Origin of the sequence: Candidatus Pelagadaptatus aseana (genome assembly GCF_040362265.1) — a bacterium.
GTDB classification, from domain to species: Bacteria; Pseudomonadota; Gammaproteobacteria; order Pseudomonadales; family Cellvibrionaceae; genus Pelagadaptatus; species Pelagadaptatus aseana.
The window spans coordinates 1-19,125 of sequence record NZ_BAABNJ010000003.1; the positions used below are offsets into that span (position 1 = coordinate 1).

The window sequence follows — 19,125 nt, forward strand, 5'->3', positions numbered from 1 at the left end:
CCGCGACCCCCGGCGTGACAGGCCGGTATTCTAACCAACTGAACTACCGGTCCGTTTTTTTGCAATCGGAACACATTGTAATCAGGCCAGTGACCCGAATAAAAAAGGCCGCTCAACGAGCAGCCTTTTGAAATAGTGGCGGACCGGACGGGACTCGAACCCGCGACCCCCGGCGTGACAGGCCGGTATTCTAACCAACTGAACTACCGGTCCGCATTCTGACGCACAGCCAAATTTCTATATCACGCTTAGAAAATTGGTGGGTGGTGAGGGGATCGAACCCCCGACCCTCGCCTTGTAAGGGCGATGCTCTCCCAGCTGAGCTAACCACCCGCGCTGTCAGTGGATGCGTATATTAATGATAAATTTTTTAGCGTCAACACATTTCTTCATAAATCTGAAAAACTGTATTTAAGCGTGGCAATACGCTGAAAAACCGGCCTAACTGGTTGTTTAGTAACGTAAATTAAGAAGTATTAGCGTTAAATTGCAATGCATAAGAGGCCCTGCTCCGGACATCGATGGGAGCGTGACAAATTAGGAACTGAAACGATCAGGGTAAACTCTTATTCAGGTGCTATTCTGCAGGACGCCGATATCTACATGAATGTAGTGCATGCAGATTTTACAGGAGCAAAAATCTGCCCAGTATGTCTAGTGCCCCAAAATTTACTTAGTCTTAACCCCACCAATCCTGAAAATTGCTCCTGCATTTCCAGGATACAGCCCATCCCTGGGCATAAAAAAGGCCCTAGGTCTTTCGACTTAGGGCCAATGCGATGTGAAATCTTTAAAGGCAGAGAATAATAACTTACTCTCCTGGGTGCTCTTTCATATCCTGCTTGATGTGCTTCCAACCGTAATAGGCGATGGCTCCGGTTGCAGCACAGGTTGCAGCAATAATGATAAGACCGGAAATAACGTACTGATCGATATACATTTTTAATACCCCGTTTGCATAATTCTATATGGGGTTAGATTACCCTCAGCAATAAAAAGGGTATTGATCTCAATCAAGATAACGACTGCTCTCGATTTCTTAATATTTAATGAATGTAAGCCAGCATCATATCCACAGCGGTTTCACACATGGCGTCCACCGCCGAAGAGTCAATATAGATCCCGTCGATCATCAAGCGGCTCATCCCATGCATGGTACTCCAACGCACCTGAGCAAATCGCAACGGATCCAAATCACTGCGAATAGCCCCTCTGTCCTGTAACTCTTTAACCATAACCACCGAATCCCTGAAGGTCGCAAACGACACCTTCTTTAATGACTCGGTCAAACTGGCTGACTTCCAGATCTGTCCACCAAACATCAGATCGTAGTATTCAGGGTTCTCGGTGGCGAATTTCACATAGGCTCGATTGAACTCCATGGCCCCTTCGCGTGAAGCCAGATCCAACCCCCTGTCTACGGCATCGCGGTGCAACTTTTGAAAGCGCTCAAATCCCTCCGCGGCTATGGCGCTCAACAAATCATCCTTATCTTTGAAGTGATGATAGGCCGCCGTTCTGGACACCCCGGCATTGATCGCAAGCTTGCGCATTGATAATCCAGCCAGCCCCTCCTCGCGAATCAACAGAACCGCTTCATTCAGCAGTTGCTGGCGCAGGTCACCGTGATGATAGGAGCTTTTTTTGGTTTTGTTGTTTTCTATATTCATGATTGGCAATTTATCAGACCATCTTGACACCGTCAAAATACAAGGTTAGATTCGGATCCAACAAACTTGACACTGTCTAGTTAAACTCAAAATGGAAAGCAACGGGAGCTCGATCAACATGACGGATTACCAATCTCTGGAAGTCACCATAGAGAACAAAATCGCTCATATTCGCCTGAACCAGCCGGACACATACAACACCTTCACCCCGGCGCTATGGGTCGAACTCCCGAAGGCCGTGAAAACCATCAGTGACGAAGCACAGGCAAGGGTCATTGTCCTGTCCTCTACTGGTAAACATTTTTGCGCAGGGATGGATTTAGCGGTTTTCACCAGCGGTGTCATTGATGTGGATTTTGAACTGGCCCGCAAACATGAAAATCTGCGCCGTCTGGTTTTGCAGCTGCAACAATGTTTTAACGAACTGGAAGAATCCCGCGTACCGGTTCTGGTGGCCACTCAGGGCGGTTGCATTGGCGCCGGTCTGGATATGATTTGTGCCGCCGACAGCCGCTACTGCACCAAAGACGCCTTCTTCTCTATTGAAGAGAGCAAGCTGGGTATGACTGCCGACGTGGGCACCCTGCAACGCCTGCCGAAATTGATCCCACAGGGTATTGTGCGTGAACTGGCCTTCACCGGCCGCCGTTTTATGGCCGACGAAGCACTGGAAGCCGGTCTGGTTAACAAGGTATTCGATACTCAGGAAGCCATGCTGGATTACGTCATGGGCGTGGCCCAGCAGATTGCAACTAACTCGCCCATGGCGATTACCGGTTGCAAAGCTATGCTCAATTACAGTCGCGATCACAGTGTGGCTGACAGCCTCAGTTATATGGCCACCTGGCAGAGCGGTATGTACCAGCCCCAGAACGATATGTTTGAGAGTTTTGCCGCCAAGGCAGAAAAGCGTGCACCCAACTTCCAGGAGATTCCACCTGTGGTGGAACTGGAAACCCTGTTTACCTCCAGCAAGGAGAAATAAATGGACACTCCAACATTTCTGGAACAATGGCACAAAGTGGTTTTCGAGCGGGATATGGAAACCCTCTCTGAACTACTGGCCGATGACGTGGAATTCCACTCACCTACCCTATGGAAGCCCAAGCAGGGTAAAGAGATCGCCCATTACATTTTGCAAATGATCATTCAGATTTTTGAAGATTTTGAATACCACCGTGAATTCCAGGATGGCGATAGTGTGGCCCTTGAATTCTCGGCAAAAGTCGAAGGCAACAACCTTAAAGGTATCGACCTGATTCGTCTCAACGATGAAGGCAAGATCGTGCACTTTGAGGTATTGATTCGCCCCTTAAACACCCTGCAGCTAATCTTTGAAAAGATGACTGCCGAATTACAAAAAGCCGGCTTTTTACCCAAAAGCTAAGACCAATTAATAACTATTAAAGATACAAAAAAAGCTATCAGGAGACAGATCATGTCCAACGCCAATTTTCCTAAAATGATGGAGCCCCTGGATCTGGGCTTCACCACCCTGCGCAACCGCGTCCTTATGGGCTCCATGCACACCGGTCTTGAAGAAGCCCCCAATGGCGCCGAGCGTATGGCCGCCTTTTTTGGCGAACGCGCCCGCGGTGGTGTGGGCTTGATCGTGACCGGTGGCTTCGGCCCCAACGCCCGCGGTGGCACCCACGAGCACCTGACCAAGTTCAATACCGATGAACACGCTGAAGAACATAAGGTCATTACCGACGCCGTTCACAAAGAAGGCGGCAAGATCTGTATGCAGATTCTGCACACCGGCCGCTACGCGTTCAACGAAAACCCCATCGCCCCTTCTGCCGTGCAGGCCCCCATCAACCCGTTCAAGCCGTCAGCAGCCACCGAAGAAGAAATCGAGCAGCAGATTGTCGACTTTGTAAACATCTGTGTTCTGGCCCAGAAAGCCAACTATGATGGCGTAGAGATCATGGGTTCCGAAGGTTACTTCCTCAACCAGTTTCTGGCTCAACGTACCAACAAGCGAGACGATGACTGGGGTGGCACCTATGAAAACCGCATGCGCTTACCTGTAGAAGTGGTTCGTCGCGTCCGTGAAGCCGTCGGCGAAAACTTCATTATTATCTACCGCCTGTCCATGCTGGATCTGGTTGAAGGCGGCAGCACCTACGAAGAAATCGTACAACTGGGTAAAGCCATTGATAAAGCCGGCGCCACCATCATCAACACCGGCATTGGCTGGCACGAAGCTCGTATTCCGACCATCGCCACCAAAGTGCCACGCGCCGCCTTTACCTGGGTTACCGCGCGCTTCAAAGAAGAATTGAGCATCCCGCTGGTAACCTCCAACCGCATCAACACCCCCGAAGTGGCCGAAGAAGTTCTGCAGCGTGGCGACGCCGACATGGTATCCATGGCCCGCCCTTTCCTGGCTGATCCCGAGTTTGTTAATAAAGCTGCCGAAGGCAAGAGCGATGAGATCAATACCTGCATCGGCTGTAACCAGGCCTGTCTGGATCATGTATTCAGCGGCATCATGACCAGCTGCCTGGTGAACCCTCGCGCCTGTCACGAAACTGAGCTGAACCTGATCCCCACCAGCAACAGTAAAAAACTGGCGGTGATCGGTGCAGGTCCTGCAGGTCTGGCCTTTGCCACCTCGGCTGCCAAGCGTGGTCACGAGGTCACTTTGTTTGATGCCGCCAGTGAAATCGGTGGTCAGTTCAATATCGCCAAACAGGTGCCGGGCAAAGAAGAATTCTATGAGACCCTGCGCTACTTCGGTGGTGAAATCGATCGCACCGGCGTAAAGCTGGAGCTCAACAGCCCAATGACCGCAGAACAACTGAACGCCAGTGACTTTGATGAAATCGTCATTGCGACTGGTATCAGCCCTCGTACTCCGGACATTGAAGGCGTCGATCACGACAAGGTTCTGTCTTATCTGGATGTATTGAAAGATAAGAAACCCGTGGGTAAAAGTGTGGCCGTAATCGGTGCTGGCGGTATTGGTTTCGACGTATCCGAATACCTCGCCCACTCCGGTGAAGCCACCAGCCAGAATATCGAAGCCTTTATGAAGGAATGGGGTGTGGACATGAGCCTGCAAGCCCGTGGCGGTATCGAAGGCGTTGAAGCTCAGGTGAAAGCCCCTGCCCGTGAAATCTACCTGCTGCAGCGCAAGCAATCCAAAGTTGGTGGCGGCCTGGGTAAAACCACCGGTTGGATCCACCGCACCGGCCTGATCAACAAAGGCATCAAAATGATTCCAGGCTGCAGCTACGACAAGATCGATGACGAAGGCCTGCACATTACCGTTAACGGCGAGAGCACCACTCTTCATGTCGATAACGTCATTCTCTGCGCCGGTCAGGAGCCGCTGCGAGAACTGGTTGACGGCCTGAACAAGCCCCATCACCTGATTGGTGGAGCCGATGTTGCAGCCGAGCTGGACGCCAAGCGCGCCATTGATCAGGGTACCCGTCTGGCAGCCGAGATCTGATCCCGGCTAACAGATTTGCACAATAAAAAAGGGCTGCCATGGCAGCCCTTTTTTTATGCAGACAACACTCAGCGGTTAATACAACAACGTAAACAGCTTTCGCTGATAACGGATGGCCAGCGGATCGCCCTTACCCAGGGTTGCCAAAACCTCAGTGTAGGTCTTCTTCGCCCCACCCTCTTCAAAATTCAAATCCTTGCGCAGAATCGCCAACAACAATTCCAACGACTGCTCCATTTTATCGCACTGGCTGTATTGCACGGCCAATTGGTGAGCCACAGCCAGATCGTCTGGATTGGCGCGATGCTTTTCTTCCAGAGCCGTTAACTCGGGCGACTGGGAAGCCTCCCGCTTTAACTGCAATTGAGCCATGGCTTGCTCATAATCGCCATACTGATCGGCCATGGGGATCGTTTGCAGAATCGCCTCTGCTTCGTCGCAGCGATTCAAATGCAAGAACACCTGAGCCAGACCTATGCCAATGGACGGCTGCTCACCCGAATCATTGTAAGCCTGACGCAGCAAGGTCAAGGCATCCTTGAAATTGTCATCTTGCATCAATTGATTGGCCTGATCAATCAACCCCTGCCAAGGCGCGGGCAAATACTTTTGCAGCATTTCACGAATTTCGGTTTCAGGCTTGGCGCCGGCAAAACCATCCACCGGCTGACCGTCCTTCATCACCATAACGGTCGGCAGGCTGCGCACCCCGAACTGCCCGGCCAACCCCTGCAGCTCATCGGCATTAACCTTGGCCAGCAAAAACTGACCCGCGTACTCATTGGCCAGTTTTTCCAGCAGCGGCATCAGGGTTTTACAAGGTTCACACCAGTCCGCCCAGAAATCGATAACAACCGGTCGCTGCTGAGACTCCTCAATCAGCACCTGCTGGGCATTTTCCATTGTTACATCGACGACAGTCATCGTACTGGTGTTGGCATCCACGTTAATCCGCTCCATAGCAATAAATCAGCGGGCTATTCTAGCGACAAGCTACACTGCAACAAAGCATTTATCGGTAACTACTGGTAAACTTGCCGCCTTTTTAAATCAGCCCTGCGAGACACCACCGTGAGCGAAGCCACCTTTTCCCAATACCCACTGCACGAGCGACTGCTGAAAGCACTGGATCATAATGGTTTTAAAACGCCCACCGAGGTGCAAAAAGTAACGGTAGAACCCGCTCTGGCCGGTAAGGACCTGCTGGTCAGCGCCGAGACCGGCAGTGGCAAAACCGCTGCCTTCCTGATCCCGACGCTGCACAAACTGATGTCAACGGACGCCCCCAAGGCGGGTACCCGCGCCCTGATCCTTACCCCGACTAGAGAATTGGCACGGCAGATCGTCAAACACTGCAAACAACTGGTCAGTTTCAGCCGCCTGCAGGTGGACACCATCACCGGCGGTGCCGATTTCAAATACCAGCGCTCGGTGTTTCGCAAAAACCCGGAAATCATTGTCGCCACCCCCGGACGCCTGATCGAACACATCGAACGCGGCTCCCCTGACTTTGCCGATCTTGAAGTACTGGTACTGGACGAAGCCGATCGCATGCTGGATATGGGCTTTGCCGAAGACGTTGAAACCATTGCCAAAACCTGTAATCCAGAGCGCCAGACTCTGCTGTTTTCCGCCACACTGGACAACCGCAAAGCGGCACACGTGATCACCGATCTGCTGAAAGAACCACAGGCCATTACCCTGGCAAGGCCACGACAGCTGAATGAAAATATCCAGCAGCAAAAAATTCTGGCTGACGACGAAAAATTCAAACGCAAGCAGCTGCAAAAAATTCTGGAAGTGGAAGAATTCCACAAGGCCCTGATTTTCACCAACACCAAGGCTCAAACCAGCAAGCTGGCCGGCTGGTTGAAATACCTCGACCACAACGTAGGCGTGCTTCATGGCGACATGGATCAGGACGCCCGTAACGATGAAATGAACCGCCTGCGCCGCGGCCGCGTCAATATTCTTGTGGCCACGGACGTGGCGGCCCGGGGTCTCGATATCAAAGGCATTGAGCTGGTGGTTCACTTTGAACTGGCCCGCAACAGCGAAGACTACATTCATCGCTCCGGTCGAACTGGCCGCTCTGGCGAGCAGGGTAAATCCATTGCCCTGATCGCTCCCTGGGAGTGGAATCTGTTGACCATGATCGAAAAACAAGTGGGCGAAGAATTTGAGCTGAGAAAACTGCCGGGGCTTGAATCCAAATTTAAAAAGCCGGCCAAAGCCAAGCCCACGAAAAAGCCGGTTAAAAAGAAAGCCGCCCTCAAGAAAAAGTCTGCACCGGGCAATAAGCCCGCCGATAAAGCCAAGCCGCCCAAGCAGCGCCACAGGGATCAGAAGAATAAAGGTAAGCGCCGCAGTCCTGCATCGGAAAACAAGGGCAACTCCATTTGGGGAGACGGTTTTGCCCCGGCCCCCGTCAAAAAGAAATAGGCAAGTCAGCCAGCAGCAGAGGTGTATTAAAGACTGTCCAGTTTTTCGCTGGCATCCGGGTGTGACAGGAGCAGGTAATCATCCCAGCTCTTGTCCCCTTCACAGACGATGATTGAAACCTTTTTTACCCAGGCGCCGAGTTCGTCATCCTGCAACAACCCCTGTTGTAACTCTCGCCATAACACCGGCAACTCTTCTGTGAAAAAGTTGAGATTCACAAAGCGCTGATCCTCTTCAATCAGATCGACTTCCGGAAACCTCCCCAGTGTTTTAACGCGATCAATCACCTCCTGTTCAGAGTGACTGTCATCCAGATCAGGCTGCATTTGAATGCTTAAACATTTGAGCATAATCCTTCCCCATGGCCCCTAGAGTTTTTCAGCATCAAGTTTGGGATCATAGACTTCGACCCGGTTGCGACCACTGCGCTTGGCCTGATAAAGCGCCAGATCGGCCTGGTGATACAGGGCATCATCACTGTCACCATTGACGTATTGAGCAACACCAAAACTGGCAGTGACCTGACCGTCTATGGAAAATTTATTATTAGCCACCTGTCCGCACATTTTTTCGGCCAGGCCAATAGCGGCAATCAGGTCGGCGCCAGAACAGATAATGGCAAATTCTTCACCGCCTAGGCGATAAAAATGATCCGTCTTGCGTCGCGAAGACTGCATTAACTTGGTGAAATCGATCAACACCTGATCACCGGCTTTATGACCATATTGATCGTTGATCTGTTTGAAGTGATCCAGGTCAATCAGAATCAGAGACAGACTGGCATTGTAGCGGTTACACCGCACCAGCTCCTCTTCCATAACCGTGTCGTACATCCGGCGATTGTACGCACCGGTCAGATGATCTCTGATGGTTTCCTGCTCCAGTTTTCTGGTCACATAAAAAATCAGAATAACGATCACCAGCACCACGATGGTCGCTACAGCAAAAAACATCAGGTACAGGGTCAGGCGAATGCTTCTTACCTTATGCTCGGAATGCTTCTGTACCAAGTGGACCAATTCAACAGCCGTACTCCAGCACACTTCACTTTGCTGAAGGATCAATTGCTGCTTATCCATGGTTGGAGCCTGCTTGTAATCTTCCAGGCTTTCCTTCAGTAGCCGCCACTTTAATTTGAGTTCACCAACACCCCGGTAATCCAGCGCCCCTTCCTTGCGGTAAACATACTGATCTTCAACATCGAGAAAATAATTCAGTCGGTCATCGATATTATCCATTTCACTCTGACTGACCAGATCAGGATTGATCATGATGATTTTGGTAATGCGCTGAATGCCGCCGCGAATCAAACCGGCCTGATTAATAATGCGCGCATCGTCTTGTAAATAACCTTCTGCTTTGTGAATCAGAAATACCGCAAACACACCGATCACCAGCGTCATGGCCGACATCAGGATCAAATAGAAAGAGGGCTTCCTGTTTAACATTCAGGTATCCGGTGAAATTACGCAGAGAGAGAATCCAACATAGCAGAAATGGCTATAGAGAGATACGAACACTGCGGGTTTGGTCATTTAAATTAATACTTTGCGTACTTTGGAATTAATTCAGTCAACACATACTCCATGTGCTGCTGATTAAAGTGATCCTGACACCAGTAATCACCCAAGTTATCTGCTAACAATGACGGTCCTTTCAGGTAAACGTCACTGGCCAGTTGCTCACCACCCTGCAATTCAGCCACTACCGAAACCCGTTGATAAATCCCCTGAGGGACACATTCAAAAACATCCATCTCAGCTGTTGCCCGTGGGGTAACATCGTGCAGGACCACGCCGTCTATCCACTTACCTTCTTCTACAACAGCTACGGCACAGGGTTCAAAATCCGGATGCACCATGGTGCGTCGAATATGACCATACAGTCGTGCGGGTGATTGCTTTGGCACGTAACCGATCAACGGTTTCAGTACCTCTGGGTGTTGCAATAATCCATAAACAAACAGGTTGGTTGTCATTACCGGCTCTACTTAACCACTTGTTGAATGGCCCGGAAGTCGGGATGCTCTGCTGTTTCCATCAATTCAAACAGTGCCATTTCCGTACTGGTTAAAGCAACGCCCCGAGACTTCATTTTCTTCAGACCGACGTCTTTATTGTGAGCAAACCGCGAGGACACCGCATCGGTAACCACCTCAACGTCATAACCCGCATCAACCAGACCCGTTGCCGTTTGATAAACACAGATATGCGCCTCAATACCCACCACCAGAACCTGATTGCATTGGGTGTCTTGCAGAGCCTGATTGAAGTCTTCACAACCGGCACAACTGAAACTCATTTTGCTGACAGGTTTGATATCGGCAAGATGTTGCGAGACTTCAGTTATGGTTGCACCCAATTTGGTGGGATTCTGCTCGGCCCAGACAATCGGGAGGCCCAGAATCCGAGCCCCCTTGACCATTCTTTCAAGGTTGGCAAACAGGGTTTCCTTATCCGACATCATCTGGGCAAGTTTGCCCTGCACATCGACAATGACCAGTGCGGTATTATCAATCTTCAGCATAAGAAAACTCCTGTCCGAATTGTTTTAATTACAGAATGTCCAACAGCTCAACGTCAAAAACCAGCGTCGAATAAGGGCCAATCGCACCACCAGCACCCTGCTCACCGTAAGCCAGGTTGTAGGGAATGGTCAGACGCCACTTGGAACCCACAGGCATCAATTGCAGGGCTTCAGTCCAACCGGCAATCACACCGTTAACCGGGAATTCGGCTGGTTGACCACGGTCGTAGGAGCTGTCGAACACCGTGCCATCAATCAGGGTACCGTGGTAGTGGGTACGAACAGTGGAAGTTGCCACAGGCTTTTCACCGGAACCTTCGGTGATGATTTCGTACTGCAGGCCAGAAGCCAGAACCGTCACTCCGTCTTTCTTGGCGTTTTCTTCCAGGAACTTCTCGCCTTCGGCACTCAGAGTCTTGGCTTTCTCAGCCTGCTCGGCTTGCAGACGACCCTGAATTTCCTGGAATGCAGCGTTGATGGCTGCTGGCTCAACTTGAGGAGCCACACCTTGCAGGGCATCGGTAAAACCGGCCAGAGCGGCGTCCTTGTCAAAACCACCGAAAGGTTCGTTGGCAAATTGCTCGCCCATCTGACGGCCGATGCCGTAACTGGCTTGCTGTTCTACAGAATCAAAATTAGACATAAATAGTTCCAAATTATATTGATAGATAATAATTAACTGTCATCCCGAGAAGCACGGCGCCGAGGGATCTCTGCCAAAGCCTTAAAAACACGGGGGATCCTTCGCCGCTTCGCGCCTCAGGATGACAAGGCGTTGCCTTGTCAATCCACAAACACTCGGGCATTGCGGAACAGACGCATCCAACCGCTGTCTTCCTGCCACTCATCCGGCGCCCAGGAATTGTTCACGGCGCGGAAGATACGCTCGGGGTGCGGCATCATAATGGTGGCGCGACCATCTTCGGAGGTCACACTGGTGATACCCAGCGGCGAACCATTGGGATTGGCCGGATAGGTTTCTGTCAGCTGCTTGTGATTATCCAGATAGCGCATGGATACCAAACCGCTGTGGTGACAATCATCCAGAGCCTCATCGGAGGCAAATTCCGCCCGACCCTCACCATGAGCCACGGCTACCGGCATATAAGTACCCGCCATACCTTTGAACAATACTGACGGTGATTCTTCGATGCCTACCAAGCTGAAGCGAGCTTCAAACTGCTCGGATTCATTGCGAACAAAGCGCGGCCAGTGATCGGCACCCGGGATCAATCCTTTCAGGTTGGACATCATCTGGCAGCCGTTACATACACCCAGACTGAAGGTGTCGTTGCGGTGGAAGAACGACTGGAACTGGTCGCGGACTTTCGGGTTAAACAGAACCGTCTTGGCCCAGCCCTCGCCGGCACCCAATACGTCTCCGTAGGAGAAGCCGCCACAGGCGACCAGTCCTTTAAACCCGCCGCGGGCGCTACCTTTAGTGTCATTAAGATTGACGCGGCCCGCCAGAATATCGCTCATATGCACATCAACCGCATCGAAACCGGCGCGGTCAAAGGCCGCGGCCATTTCCACATGGCCATTAACGCCCTGCTCGCGCAGCACGGCAATGGCCGGACGCGCGCCCTTATTAATGTAGGGTGCCGCGACATCTTCGTTAACATCAAAGCTCAGATTGACACCCAGGCCAGGATTCACCTGAGTAATTTGATCGAATTCTTCCTTGGCACACTCGGCATTGTCACGCAGCGCCGCCATGCGGTAACTGGTTTCACTCCACAGGCTTTGTAAGATGGCACGACCTTCTTCAAAGATCACCTCACCCATGGATTCAATGCGAATGCTGTCGTGAGTGTTCAGCCATCCCAGCTTAGAAGCGCGAATACCGGCACTGGCAAAGCGCTTGATAACCGCATCGGTGTCGTCGCGACGCACCTGCAGTACCGCACCCAATTCTTCATTAAACAGTGCGGCCACCGGGTCTGCGCCCAGTTCATCGATATTGATATCCACACCACAGTGACCGGCAAACGCCATCTCGGCGACGGTGGCAAACAGACCGCCATCGGAACGATCGTGGTAAGCGATAATCTGATCGGCTTCGAGGCTGTCCTGAATAACGTTAAAGAAGCCTTTCAGTTCAGTAGCACTGTCAACGTCAGCCACTTCATCGCCCATCTGGTTGTATACCTGGGCCAGAATCGAAGCGCCCAAACGGTTCTTGCCATTACCCAGATCGATCATCAACAGATCGGTATTACCCAGATCGGTACGCAGCTGTGGGGTTACGGTTTTGCGAACGTCAGTCACCGGTGCAAAGGCAGTAATCACCAGTGACAAAGGTGCGGTCACCGCCTTGTCTTCACCGTCTTCATTCCACGCAGTGCGCATGGACATGGAATCTTTACCCACCGGGATGGTAATGCCCAGCTCGGGACACAGCTCCATGCCCACCGCTTCTACGGTGCGGTAAAGTTTTTCGTCCTCACCGGGAGAACCGGCAGCACACATCCAGTTGGCCGACAGCTTAATGTCGGACATTTTCTCAATACGGGTGGCAGCAATATTGGTTACGGCTTCACCGATGGCCATACGACCGGAAGCCGGGCCATCCAACAGCGCTGACGGTGTACGCTCGCCCATACTCATGGCCTCACCGGCGTAGGTGTCATAAGCCTGAGTGGTGACCGCGCAATCGGCCACAGGCACCTGCCAGGGGCCCACAAACTGATCACGCACCACCTGACCGGTTACCGAGCGATCGCCAATGGTGATCAGGAAGCTCTTGCTCGCGACCGTTGGGTGCTGGATAACCCGTTCGGCGGCCTCGTAAATATTGATACCAGACGTATCAAACGCTTGAGTCTCATAATTGCGGGTTTCAGCGGTGCGATGCATCTTCGGTGGCTTACCGAACAGCACGGACATGGGCATATCGACCGGTTTGGTATCAAAGTGCTTATCATTGAGCACTATGTGCTGCTCGTTGACCGACTCACCGACTACGGCGTATGGGCAACGCTCGCGCTCACAGATGGCCTCAAAGCGCGCCAGATCGTCTGGCATAATCGCCATAACGTAACGTTCCTGGGCCTCGTTACACCAGATTTCCATGGGGCTCATGCCCGGCTCATCGTTGTTGATATTGCGCAGCTCGAAGTTGGCGCCGCAGCCGCCATCTTTAGCCAGCTCAGGGAAGGCATTGGAGAAACCACCGGCACCGACATCGTGAATAAAGGCAATGGGGTTTTGCTCACCCAATTGCCAGCACTGGTCGATTACTTCCTGACAGCGACGCTCAATCTCAGGGTTCTGACGCTGCACCGAGGCAAAATCCAGATCTTCAGAGGATGAACCTGAGGTCATGGAGGACGCAGCACCGCCACCCAGCCCAATCAACATGGCCGGACCACCCAGGGCCACAAGTTTGGCGCCTGCACCAAACTCTTCCTGATCCACATGTTCGCCTTTGATGTTGCCGTAACCACCGGCCAACATAATGGGTTTGTGGTAACCGCGACGCTCGCCGTCAAAATTCTCTTCAAAGGTCCGGAAATAACCGCAAATATTAGGACGACCAAATTCGTTGTTAAACGCCGCACCACCGATAGGGCCTTCAATCATGATGTCGCGTGCAGTAACGATGCGGTTGGGTTTACCGTAGTCCTGCTCCCAAGGCTGGATATAACCCGGGATCTGCAGGTTGGACACGGTAAAACCGGTCAGGCCCACTTTAGGCTTTGAGCCTTTGCCCACCGCACCCTCATCGCGAATTTCACCACCGGAACCGGTACCCGCACCCGGGAATGGTGCGATGGCGGTCGGATGGTTATGGGTTTCCACCTTCATCAGGATATGGATATCTTCCTGGTTGTAACCGTAGGATTTGGTTTCAGGATCCGGGTAGAAGCGACCGGCTTTGGCACCGGCGATAACAGAGGCGTTATCGGCGTAAGCAGAAAGAACGTCTTCACCGCCCTTCTCATAGGTATTTTTGATCATGCCAAACAGGGAGTTGGGCATCTCTTCGCCATCCAGAGTCCAGCTGGCGTTGAAAATCTTGTGCCGACAATGCTCGGAGTTGGCCTGAGCGAACATCATCAGTTCCACATCCACCGGATTGCGGCCCAGTTCGGTAAAGCTGTCGACCAGATAATCAATCTCGTCTTCAGCCAGTGCCAGCCCCAGAGCTACATTGGCGTCTTCCAGCGCCTTGCGGCCACCACCGAGAATATCCACCGACGTCTGTGGTTTGGGCTCTTCGTGACGGAACAATTGCCCTGCATCTTCGAGCTCAGGAAAAACAGCTTCAACCATGCGATCGTGTAATTGTGCAGCGATCACGTTGCGATCACCGCCTGCAACGTAATACACCACTCCGCGCTCAACCCGATTGACCATCTTCAGACCGGCGTTGTGAACAATATCAGTCGCCTTGGAAGACCAGGGGGAAATGGTTCCAGGACGTGGCACCACCACATATTGCTCGCCATTAGTGGGCTGAACGGCAACCGTTGGGCCATAGTGCAACAACTGGGCAAGTACATTCAGCTGCTTTTCATCCAGAGATTCACTGCTGTCCACAAAGTGAACAAATTCAGCGTATACCGAAGTAACGGCAGGGTCCGCCTGCTTCAGAGCGCTTAATAGTTTCTGGGAACGGAATTCGGAAAGAGCCGGTGCGCCACGCAAAGTCAGCATAGTTAAGATAGACCTTTTCAGTTCTGATTGGGCCGGCTGGGAAAACTCCAAACCGGATAGGGCAATTCAGGGACAAAGCCTTCTGACTCGGGCCCCGTTTTAAGAGGCGCACATTGTACTGGATTAGCGCGCAACTGGCAGCCCTTGAGGCAAGATCTTGCGAATATCACTGATAACATGATCCCGATGGCGACAAAGAACGTCTGGCTAAGACATCAGAGCAAGGCAAATTTATTCCACCCTCAGGGGTAGAAGACGCTACAATCAAAACTCCATTGTCAAAAAAGGTCTGCATCCTTTCCTCCACCATGGCAGAAAACAGCACTTCTACCAGCCGATCACCGACTTATCTGGCTATACAGTTTGTGGCCGTAATCGTCCTGTTTGTGATCACCCCGTTGATATTACAACCGGGATCGAAGCTGACCCAACTGGAAAAAGTGCAAAATTCAGGCGAATTAAAAGTTATCTCCCGCAATGGCCCAACCACTTACTATGAAGGCTCCCAAGGCCTGGACGGTTTTGAATATCGGCTGACCAAAGCCTTTGCCGACAGCCTCGGTGTACGCCTGAAAATTGTCGAAGAAGAAGATCTCTCCCGCGTTATAAAAGACATCGGCAGCGAACGTGGCCATATGGCCGCAGCAGGACTGACCGTCACCCGAGAAAGACGCAAACTGATTCGCTTTACCCAACCCTATCTGGAAATTACACAACAACTGCTGTACCGCGAAGGCAACAAAAAGCCCAAAAATGTTGAAGATCTGTACGGCACCAACCTGTTGGTTATCAAAGGCAGCGCCCACGCGGAAAAGCTGCAGGACTTGCGCAAAGAACATCCACAGCTGGCCTGGAAAGAACGTCCGGACATCGAGATGATCGATTTAATGGAAATGGTGCACAACGGCATTATTGATCACGCCATAGTCGACTCCAACGCCTTTGATATCAACCGGGCGGTTTACCCTCTGGCGCAGGTGGCCTTTGATATTTCCGAACCCCAGTATCTGGCCTGGGCCTTCCCCCAATCGGCCGATGACAGCCTCTATGATCTGGCGGACACCTTTATCATTGAATCGGTAGGCAATGGCTCCATTGAAGAGCTCACAGAGTGGTATTACGGCCACGTCAACGAGGTAAATACCTTTGGCGCCCTGACTTTTTCAAACCGGATTCAAACCCGGCTGCCCCGCTGGGAAAGCTATATGAAACAGGCCGCCGAGGAAAACGACCTTGACTGGCGTCTACTGGCGGCCATCAGTTATCAGGAATCCCACTGGAACCCCAAGGCCAGATCCTATACCGGGGTTCGAGGCTTGATGATGCTCACCAAGGTAACGGCCAAAGAAGTTGGCGTCACTGACCGGGTCGACCCCCAGCAGAGCATTGAAGGGGGCGCCCGCTACTTCAAGAGCATTTATGACCGCATTCCCGAAGATATTGAAGACCCGGATCGCACCTGGTTTTCACTGGCGGCCTACAATGTCGGTTTCGGCCATTTAGAAGACGCCCGGGTACTGACCGAGCGCCACGGGGACGACCCCGATAAATGGACCGATGTCATGAAATATCTGCCATTACTGGCTAAGCGAAAATACTACCGCACCGTAAAACACGGATACGCCCGAGGCTGGGAACCGGTGAAATATGTACAAAACATTCGCAGTTTTTACAGCATTCTGGCCTGGCATGAAAAAAGTGAATTCCGGGAAATTTCACTGTCGAGCAGCGTCAACGCAGAGGAACTCTCCTACGACGTAGAAGAGATTCATGCAGAAAATACCCTCTAACCATTTTCATCTTCAGAACTGCGCAAAGCCTTTCGGGCCGCTTTTTGCTCGGCGCGGCGGCGCTTGAAAAACGCCTGAATCATGGCAGTGGCGGCTTCGGCACAAACGCCCCCCTGATACGCCACCCGATGATTCAATTCCTCACCGTCAAACACGCGATTATTACTGATAACAGCCCCTGCCTTGGGCTCGGTCGCAGCAAACACCACCCGGGAGATACGACTGTGGACAATAGCACCGGCGCACATGGTGCAAGGTTCTATCGACACATACAGAGTGGCACCCGGTAAACGATAATTTTCAGCCTGCTTGCCGGCCGCGCGGATAGCCATAATTTCGGCATGGGCAGTGGGATCATGGGCAGTGATCGGCTGATTCCAACCTTCTGCCAGCAACTGATTATCGCGAACCACCACCGCACCTACCGGGACTTCGCCCAGTGCCTCGGCCTTTTTGGCACAACGCAGCGCCTGCTGCATCCAGTACTCATCGGTTTGCTCAGTCATTGTCGCTGGCCACCCGGTAACGCTGCACCCAAAAATCCGCTGTAACAGACAACTCATTGAGTCCGAGTACAGCTTGCTGCCGGGCTTTTGCCGCCTGCCAGACAAAAGGCGTCATGGTTAATAACTGCTGGACCGACTCATTGCTACTCAGCTCACAATTCATGGTAACCCGCTCTTGTTGTAATAATTCAAAACCCGAAGGTGCCGGTGGTTCTGTGTGAGCCTGAACCTTATCATAGAGGCGCTGTTTTAATTCACTGAGGTGATTATCCGCCGGAGCCACTCGCCAAAGCTCACCCGATTCACGCAAAACCCGACGAGCTTCAAGGTCACATCCCGGTGCAAACACCCGCAACAGAATATCCACAGAATCACTCTTCACCGGCAAGCGGAAACTACTGGCTACAACCCACTGACTGTCGGGCTGCGATCTGGCCGCCAGTTTGATGGCCTCCTTGGAAATATCCAGCCCGTGGGCCTGTATCATCTTGTCGCCAGCGTTCCGGCTCAACTGCTGCAGGTAATAGCCTTCACCACAGCCACTGTCGAGCATACTGAGCTCCTGAGAAGGATGCTCTGCCAGCCAATGGCTGAGCAAATCCACCAGAGGCTGGTAAAACCCCTGCCGCAGAAAATCTCTTCTGGCCAGCATCATCTCTCGGGTATCACCGGGATCGCGACTGCCCTTTCGATTGGCCTGCATCAGATTAAAGTAACCCTGCCTGGCCTGATCGAAACGATGATTGTTACTGCAGATCAACTGGCGTTGTTGTAACAGCAATGGCTCACTGCATACCGGACAAGCCCAAATCATAGGGAGTTGCCCCTATTCAACCGAATGTCACTCGCCGACATAGGCAAACCGCGGAACCTGCTGGCTATCGACAACCACCGTCTCGGTAAACATAGCCAAAGGTCTGGCCCACCAGCTGTAATCGCCATAGAGGCATTGATAAATTACCAGCTCCTCTTCCGTTTCGCTGTGTCTGACCACATTAACCACCTGATATTCAGGGCCTTTGTAATGCCGGTAACGGCCCGGTTTTACTGACATAAACTGCTCACTCAAATCCTGCGTAAGGTAACTAACAGACTGCTATTTTGTCCGTATTTGCTCTGCGACAGTCTACCATTAACTCATAGAATTTATTCCGAGAATTGATTGTGGCTGACCTTTTGGACAGGCCTGCTCAACAGATAAAAATCAACAAGTGGGAGACATCATGACTGAAGCACTGAATGACATTGTAATGAACCAGAGCGACGACACCGTGGCTCAAATGAATCCGGCCGGCCGCACCCCTGAAGAAGAACGCCTGCATCGCAAACAACGCCTGACCGCAGCTTTCCGACTGTTCGGAAAATTCGGTTTTGATGAAGGTGTCGCTGGCCACATCACCGTGCGCGACCCCATCAAAGAGGATTGCTTCTGGGTCAACCCCATGGGCGTTTCCTTTAAGCAGATGAAAATGTCCCAGCTGCTACTGGTGGACCACGATGGCAATGTTGTGGAAGGCAATGGTTTGCTCAACGGCGCCGCCTTTACCATTCACTCCCACGTTCACAAAGCACGCCCGGACATCATTGCCGCGGCCCATGCTCATTCGGTCTACGGTAAAGCCTGGTCTTCACTGGGCAGAAAGCTGGACCCTCTGACTCAGGATGCCTGCGCCTTCTACGAAGATCATGTGGTCTATGACGACTTTGGTGGTGTGGTACTGGAAATGAACGAAGGCGAGCGCATTGCCAATGCTCTGGGTGACAACAAAGCAGCCATTCTGCAAAACCATGGCTTAATTACCGTAGGCGAAACGGTGGAAGCCGCAGCCTGGTGGTATATCACCATGGAGCGCAGCTGTCAGGCCCAACTGTTGGCAGAAGCCGCGGGCAATCCCATTGCTATTCGCCCGGAAGTTGCCAAGGTAACCTACGAAACCGTCGGCAACCCACTGGCCGGACAATTCCAATTCCAGCCACTGTACGATGTAATAGTGGCCGAAGCCCCGGACATGTTTGAGTAACACCGGCAGAAACCAATGCAGAGCCCGCTTTGATAGCGGGCTTTT

At 52.0% G+C, this 19,125-nt stretch carries 18 protein-coding genes and 2 tRNA genes; 6 read left to right on the forward strand and 14 right to left on the reverse strand.

The genetic code is table 11. The annotated features are described in order from the left end of the window. Positions 1–136 precede the first annotated feature (136 nt). The 4 genes from ACPXV9_RS04725 to ACPXV9_RS04740 form a co-directional block, all read right to left on the reverse strand. Positions 137–213, reverse strand: a tRNA-Asp gene (locus tag ACPXV9_RS04725). Between the two features lie 44 nt (positions 214–257). Further along, a tRNA-Val gene (locus ACPXV9_RS04730) sits at positions 258–333 on the reverse strand. 478 nt (positions 334–811) lie between these two features. Then, positions 812–940 (reverse strand): hypothetical protein, encoded by a 129-nt coding sequence (locus ACPXV9_RS04735; RefSeq protein ID WP_423895043.1) that lies wholly within the window; start codon positions 938–940, stop codon positions 812–814. Between the two features lie 106 nt (positions 941–1,046). Beyond that, the gene (locus tag ACPXV9_RS04740) at positions 1,047–1,670 is read right to left on the reverse strand and encodes a TetR/AcrR family transcriptional regulator (protein ID WP_423895044.1); all 624 of its coding nucleotides are present in this window, start codon (positions 1,668–1,670) and stop codon (positions 1,047–1,049) included. Positions 1,671–1,788: 118 nt separating this feature from the next. On the opposite strand from ACPXV9_RS04740, the gene ACPXV9_RS04745 reads away from it, so the two are divergent. Genes ACPXV9_RS04745 through ACPXV9_RS04755 form a run of 3 tightly spaced genes read left to right on the forward strand, consistent with a single transcriptional unit; the run spans position 1,789 to position 5,133 of the window. Then, positions 1,789–2,655, forward strand: a complete 867-nt coding sequence (locus ACPXV9_RS04745) for a crotonase/enoyl-CoA hydratase family protein (protein ID WP_423895046.1) — start codon at positions 1,789–1,791, stop codon at positions 2,653–2,655. Beyond that, positions 2,656–3,057, forward strand: a complete 402-nt coding sequence (locus tag ACPXV9_RS04750) for a nuclear transport factor 2 family protein (protein WP_423895048.1) — start codon at positions 2,656–2,658, stop codon at positions 3,055–3,057. 51 nt (positions 3,058–3,108) lie between these two features. Further along, positions 3,109–5,133, forward strand: coding sequence for an FAD-dependent oxidoreductase (locus ACPXV9_RS04755; protein WP_423895050.1), 2,025 nt, complete (start codon positions 3,109–3,111; stop codon positions 5,131–5,133). A gap of 75 nt (positions 5,134–5,208) precedes the next feature. Here ACPXV9_RS04755 and trxA read toward each other — a convergent pair whose 3' ends face one another. Continuing rightward, positions 5,209–6,093 (reverse strand): thioredoxin, encoded by an 885-nt coding sequence (gene trxA, locus ACPXV9_RS04760; RefSeq protein ID WP_423895051.1) that lies wholly within the window; start codon positions 6,091–6,093, stop codon positions 5,209–5,211. A 111-nt stretch (positions 6,094–6,204) separates the two neighbouring features. Between trxA and ACPXV9_RS04765 the strand changes: the two genes are divergently transcribed. Then, positions 6,205–7,575: a DEAD/DEAH box helicase gene (locus ACPXV9_RS04765; protein WP_423895053.1), complete on the forward strand. Its 1,371-nt coding sequence runs from the start codon at positions 6,205–6,207 to the stop codon at positions 7,573–7,575. A gap of 26 nt (positions 7,576–7,601) precedes the next feature. On the opposite strand, the gene ACPXV9_RS04770 is transcribed toward ACPXV9_RS04765, so the two are convergent. The 6 genes from ACPXV9_RS04770 to purL all read right to left on the reverse strand — a co-directional run bounded on the left by ACPXV9_RS04770 (position 7,602) and on the right by purL (position 14,763). Beyond that, positions 7,602–7,925, reverse strand: coding sequence for a hypothetical protein (locus ACPXV9_RS04770; RefSeq protein WP_423895055.1), 324 nt, complete (start codon positions 7,923–7,925; stop codon positions 7,602–7,604). Positions 7,926–7,943: 18 nt separating this feature from the next. Further along, on the reverse strand, positions 7,944–9,023 hold the full coding sequence (locus ACPXV9_RS04775) for a GGDEF domain-containing protein (protein WP_423895056.1): 1,080 nt from the start codon (positions 9,021–9,023) through the stop codon (positions 7,944–7,946). Between the two features lie 92 nt (positions 9,024–9,115). Then, positions 9,116–9,553: a gamma-glutamylcyclotransferase family protein gene (locus tag ACPXV9_RS04780; protein WP_423895058.1), complete on the reverse strand. Its 438-nt coding sequence runs from the start codon at positions 9,551–9,553 to the stop codon at positions 9,116–9,118. An 8-nt stretch (positions 9,554–9,561) separates the two neighbouring features. Further along, positions 9,562–10,101 (reverse strand): isochorismatase family protein, encoded by a 540-nt coding sequence (locus ACPXV9_RS04785; RefSeq protein WP_423895060.1) that lies wholly within the window; start codon positions 10,099–10,101, stop codon positions 9,562–9,564. 28 nt (positions 10,102–10,129) lie between these two features. Beyond that, positions 10,130–10,744 (reverse strand): FKBP-type peptidyl-prolyl cis-trans isomerase, encoded by a 615-nt coding sequence (locus tag ACPXV9_RS04790; RefSeq protein WP_423895061.1) that lies wholly within the window; start codon positions 10,742–10,744, stop codon positions 10,130–10,132. Positions 10,745–10,884: 140 nt separating this feature from the next. Then, complete coding sequence (purL, locus tag ACPXV9_RS04795) at positions 10,885–14,763, reverse strand: phosphoribosylformylglycinamidine synthase (RefSeq protein WP_423895063.1); 3,879 nt, start codon at positions 14,761–14,763, stop codon at positions 10,885–10,887. 308 nt (positions 14,764–15,071) lie between these two features. Here purL and mltF point away from each other — a divergent pair, with 308 nt between their 5' ends. Continuing rightward, positions 15,072–16,553, forward strand: a complete 1,482-nt coding sequence (gene mltF, locus ACPXV9_RS04800; protein ID WP_423895065.1) for a membrane-bound lytic murein transglycosylase MltF — start codon at positions 15,072–15,074, stop codon at positions 16,551–16,553. Here the strand turns inward: mltF and tadA are convergent. Genes tadA through ACPXV9_RS04815 form a run of 3 tightly spaced genes read right to left on the reverse strand, consistent with a single transcriptional unit; the run spans position 16,550 to position 18,113 of the window. Then, entirely contained in the window at positions 16,550–17,059 is a 510-nt protein-coding gene (tadA, locus tag ACPXV9_RS04805) for a tRNA adenosine(34) deaminase TadA (RefSeq protein WP_423895067.1), read from the reverse strand. The two genes, mltF and tadA, sit on opposite strands and share 4 nt — an antisense overlap. Then, positions 17,052–17,873 (reverse strand): putative RNA methyltransferase, encoded by an 822-nt coding sequence (locus tag ACPXV9_RS04810; RefSeq protein ID WP_423895069.1) that lies wholly within the window; start codon positions 17,871–17,873, stop codon positions 17,052–17,054. Before ACPXV9_RS04810 ends, tadA begins: the two co-directional genes overlap by 8 nt. Positions 17,874–17,900: 27 nt before the next feature. Beyond that, positions 17,901–18,113: a DUF1653 domain-containing protein gene (locus ACPXV9_RS04815; protein ID WP_423895071.1), complete on the reverse strand. Its 213-nt coding sequence runs from the start codon at positions 18,111–18,113 to the stop codon at positions 17,901–17,903. A 169-nt stretch (positions 18,114–18,282) separates the two neighbouring features. Here ACPXV9_RS04815 and ACPXV9_RS04820 point away from each other — a divergent pair, with 169 nt between their 5' ends. Further along, a complete protein-coding gene (locus tag ACPXV9_RS04820; protein WP_423895072.1) occupies positions 18,283–19,080 on the forward strand; it encodes a class II aldolase/adducin family protein in 798 nt (265 codons plus the stop codon). Positions 19,081–19,125: the final 45 nt, after the last annotated feature.

What these genes read in the sequence shown, in the direction of transcription:
- ACPXV9_RS04740 (WP_423895044.1), bottom strand. Translation starts at nt 1,670, where the DNA reads ATGAATATAGAAAACAACAAAACCAAAAAAAGCTCCTATCATCACGGT.
- ACPXV9_RS04750 (WP_423895048.1), top strand. Translation starts at nt 2,656, where the DNA reads ATGGACACTCCAACATTTCTGGAACAATGGCACAAAGTGGTTTTCGAG.
- ACPXV9_RS04745 (WP_423895046.1), top strand. Translation starts at nt 1,789, where the DNA reads ATGACGGATTACCAATCTCTGGAAGTCACCATAGAGAACAAAATCGCT.
- ACPXV9_RS04785 (WP_423895060.1), bottom strand. Translation starts at nt 10,101, where the DNA reads ATGCTGAAGATTGATAATACCGCACTGGTCATTGTCGATGTGCAGGGC.
- tadA (WP_423895067.1), bottom strand. Translation starts at nt 17,059, where the DNA reads ATGACTGAGCAAACCGATGAGTACTGGATGCAGCAGGCGCTGCGTTGT.
- ACPXV9_RS04755 (WP_423895050.1), top strand. Translation starts at nt 3,109, where the DNA reads ATGTCCAACGCCAATTTTCCTAAAATGATGGAGCCCCTGGATCTGGGC.
- ACPXV9_RS04815 (WP_423895071.1), bottom strand. Translation starts at nt 18,113, where the DNA reads ATGTCAGTAAAACCGGGCCGTTACCGGCATTACAAAGGCCCTGAATAT.
- ACPXV9_RS04790 (WP_423895061.1), bottom strand. Translation starts at nt 10,744, where the DNA reads ATGTCTAATTTTGATTCTGTAGAACAGCAAGCCAGTTACGGCATCGGC.
- ACPXV9_RS04780 (WP_423895058.1), bottom strand. Translation starts at nt 9,553, where the DNA reads ATGACAACCAACCTGTTTGTTTATGGATTATTGCAACACCCAGAGGTA.
- ACPXV9_RS04810 (WP_423895069.1), bottom strand. Translation starts at nt 17,873, where the DNA reads ATGATTTGGGCTTGTCCGGTATGCAGTGAGCCATTGCTGTTACAACAA.
- purL (WP_423895063.1), bottom strand. Translation starts at nt 14,763, where the DNA reads ATGCTGACTTTGCGTGGCGCACCGGCTCTTTCCGAATTCCGTTCCCAG.
- ACPXV9_RS04775 (WP_423895056.1), bottom strand. Translation starts at nt 9,023, where the DNA reads ATGTTAAACAGGAAGCCCTCTTTCTATTTGATCCTGATGTCGGCCATG.
- ACPXV9_RS04820 (WP_423895072.1), top strand. Translation starts at nt 18,283, where the DNA reads ATGACTGAAGCACTGAATGACATTGTAATGAACCAGAGCGACGACACC.
- trxA (WP_423895051.1), bottom strand. Translation starts at nt 6,093, where the DNA reads ATGGAGCGGATTAACGTGGATGCCAACACCAGTACGATGACTGTCGTC.
- ACPXV9_RS04770 (WP_423895055.1), bottom strand. Translation starts at nt 7,925, where the DNA reads ATGCTCAAATGTTTAAGCATTCAAATGCAGCCTGATCTGGATGACAGT.
- ACPXV9_RS04735 (WP_423895043.1), bottom strand. Translation starts at nt 940, where the DNA reads ATGTATATCGATCAGTACGTTATTTCCGGTCTTATCATTATTGCTGCA.
- mltF (WP_423895065.1), top strand. Translation starts at nt 15,072, where the DNA reads ATGGCAGAAAACAGCACTTCTACCAGCCGATCACCGACTTATCTGGCT.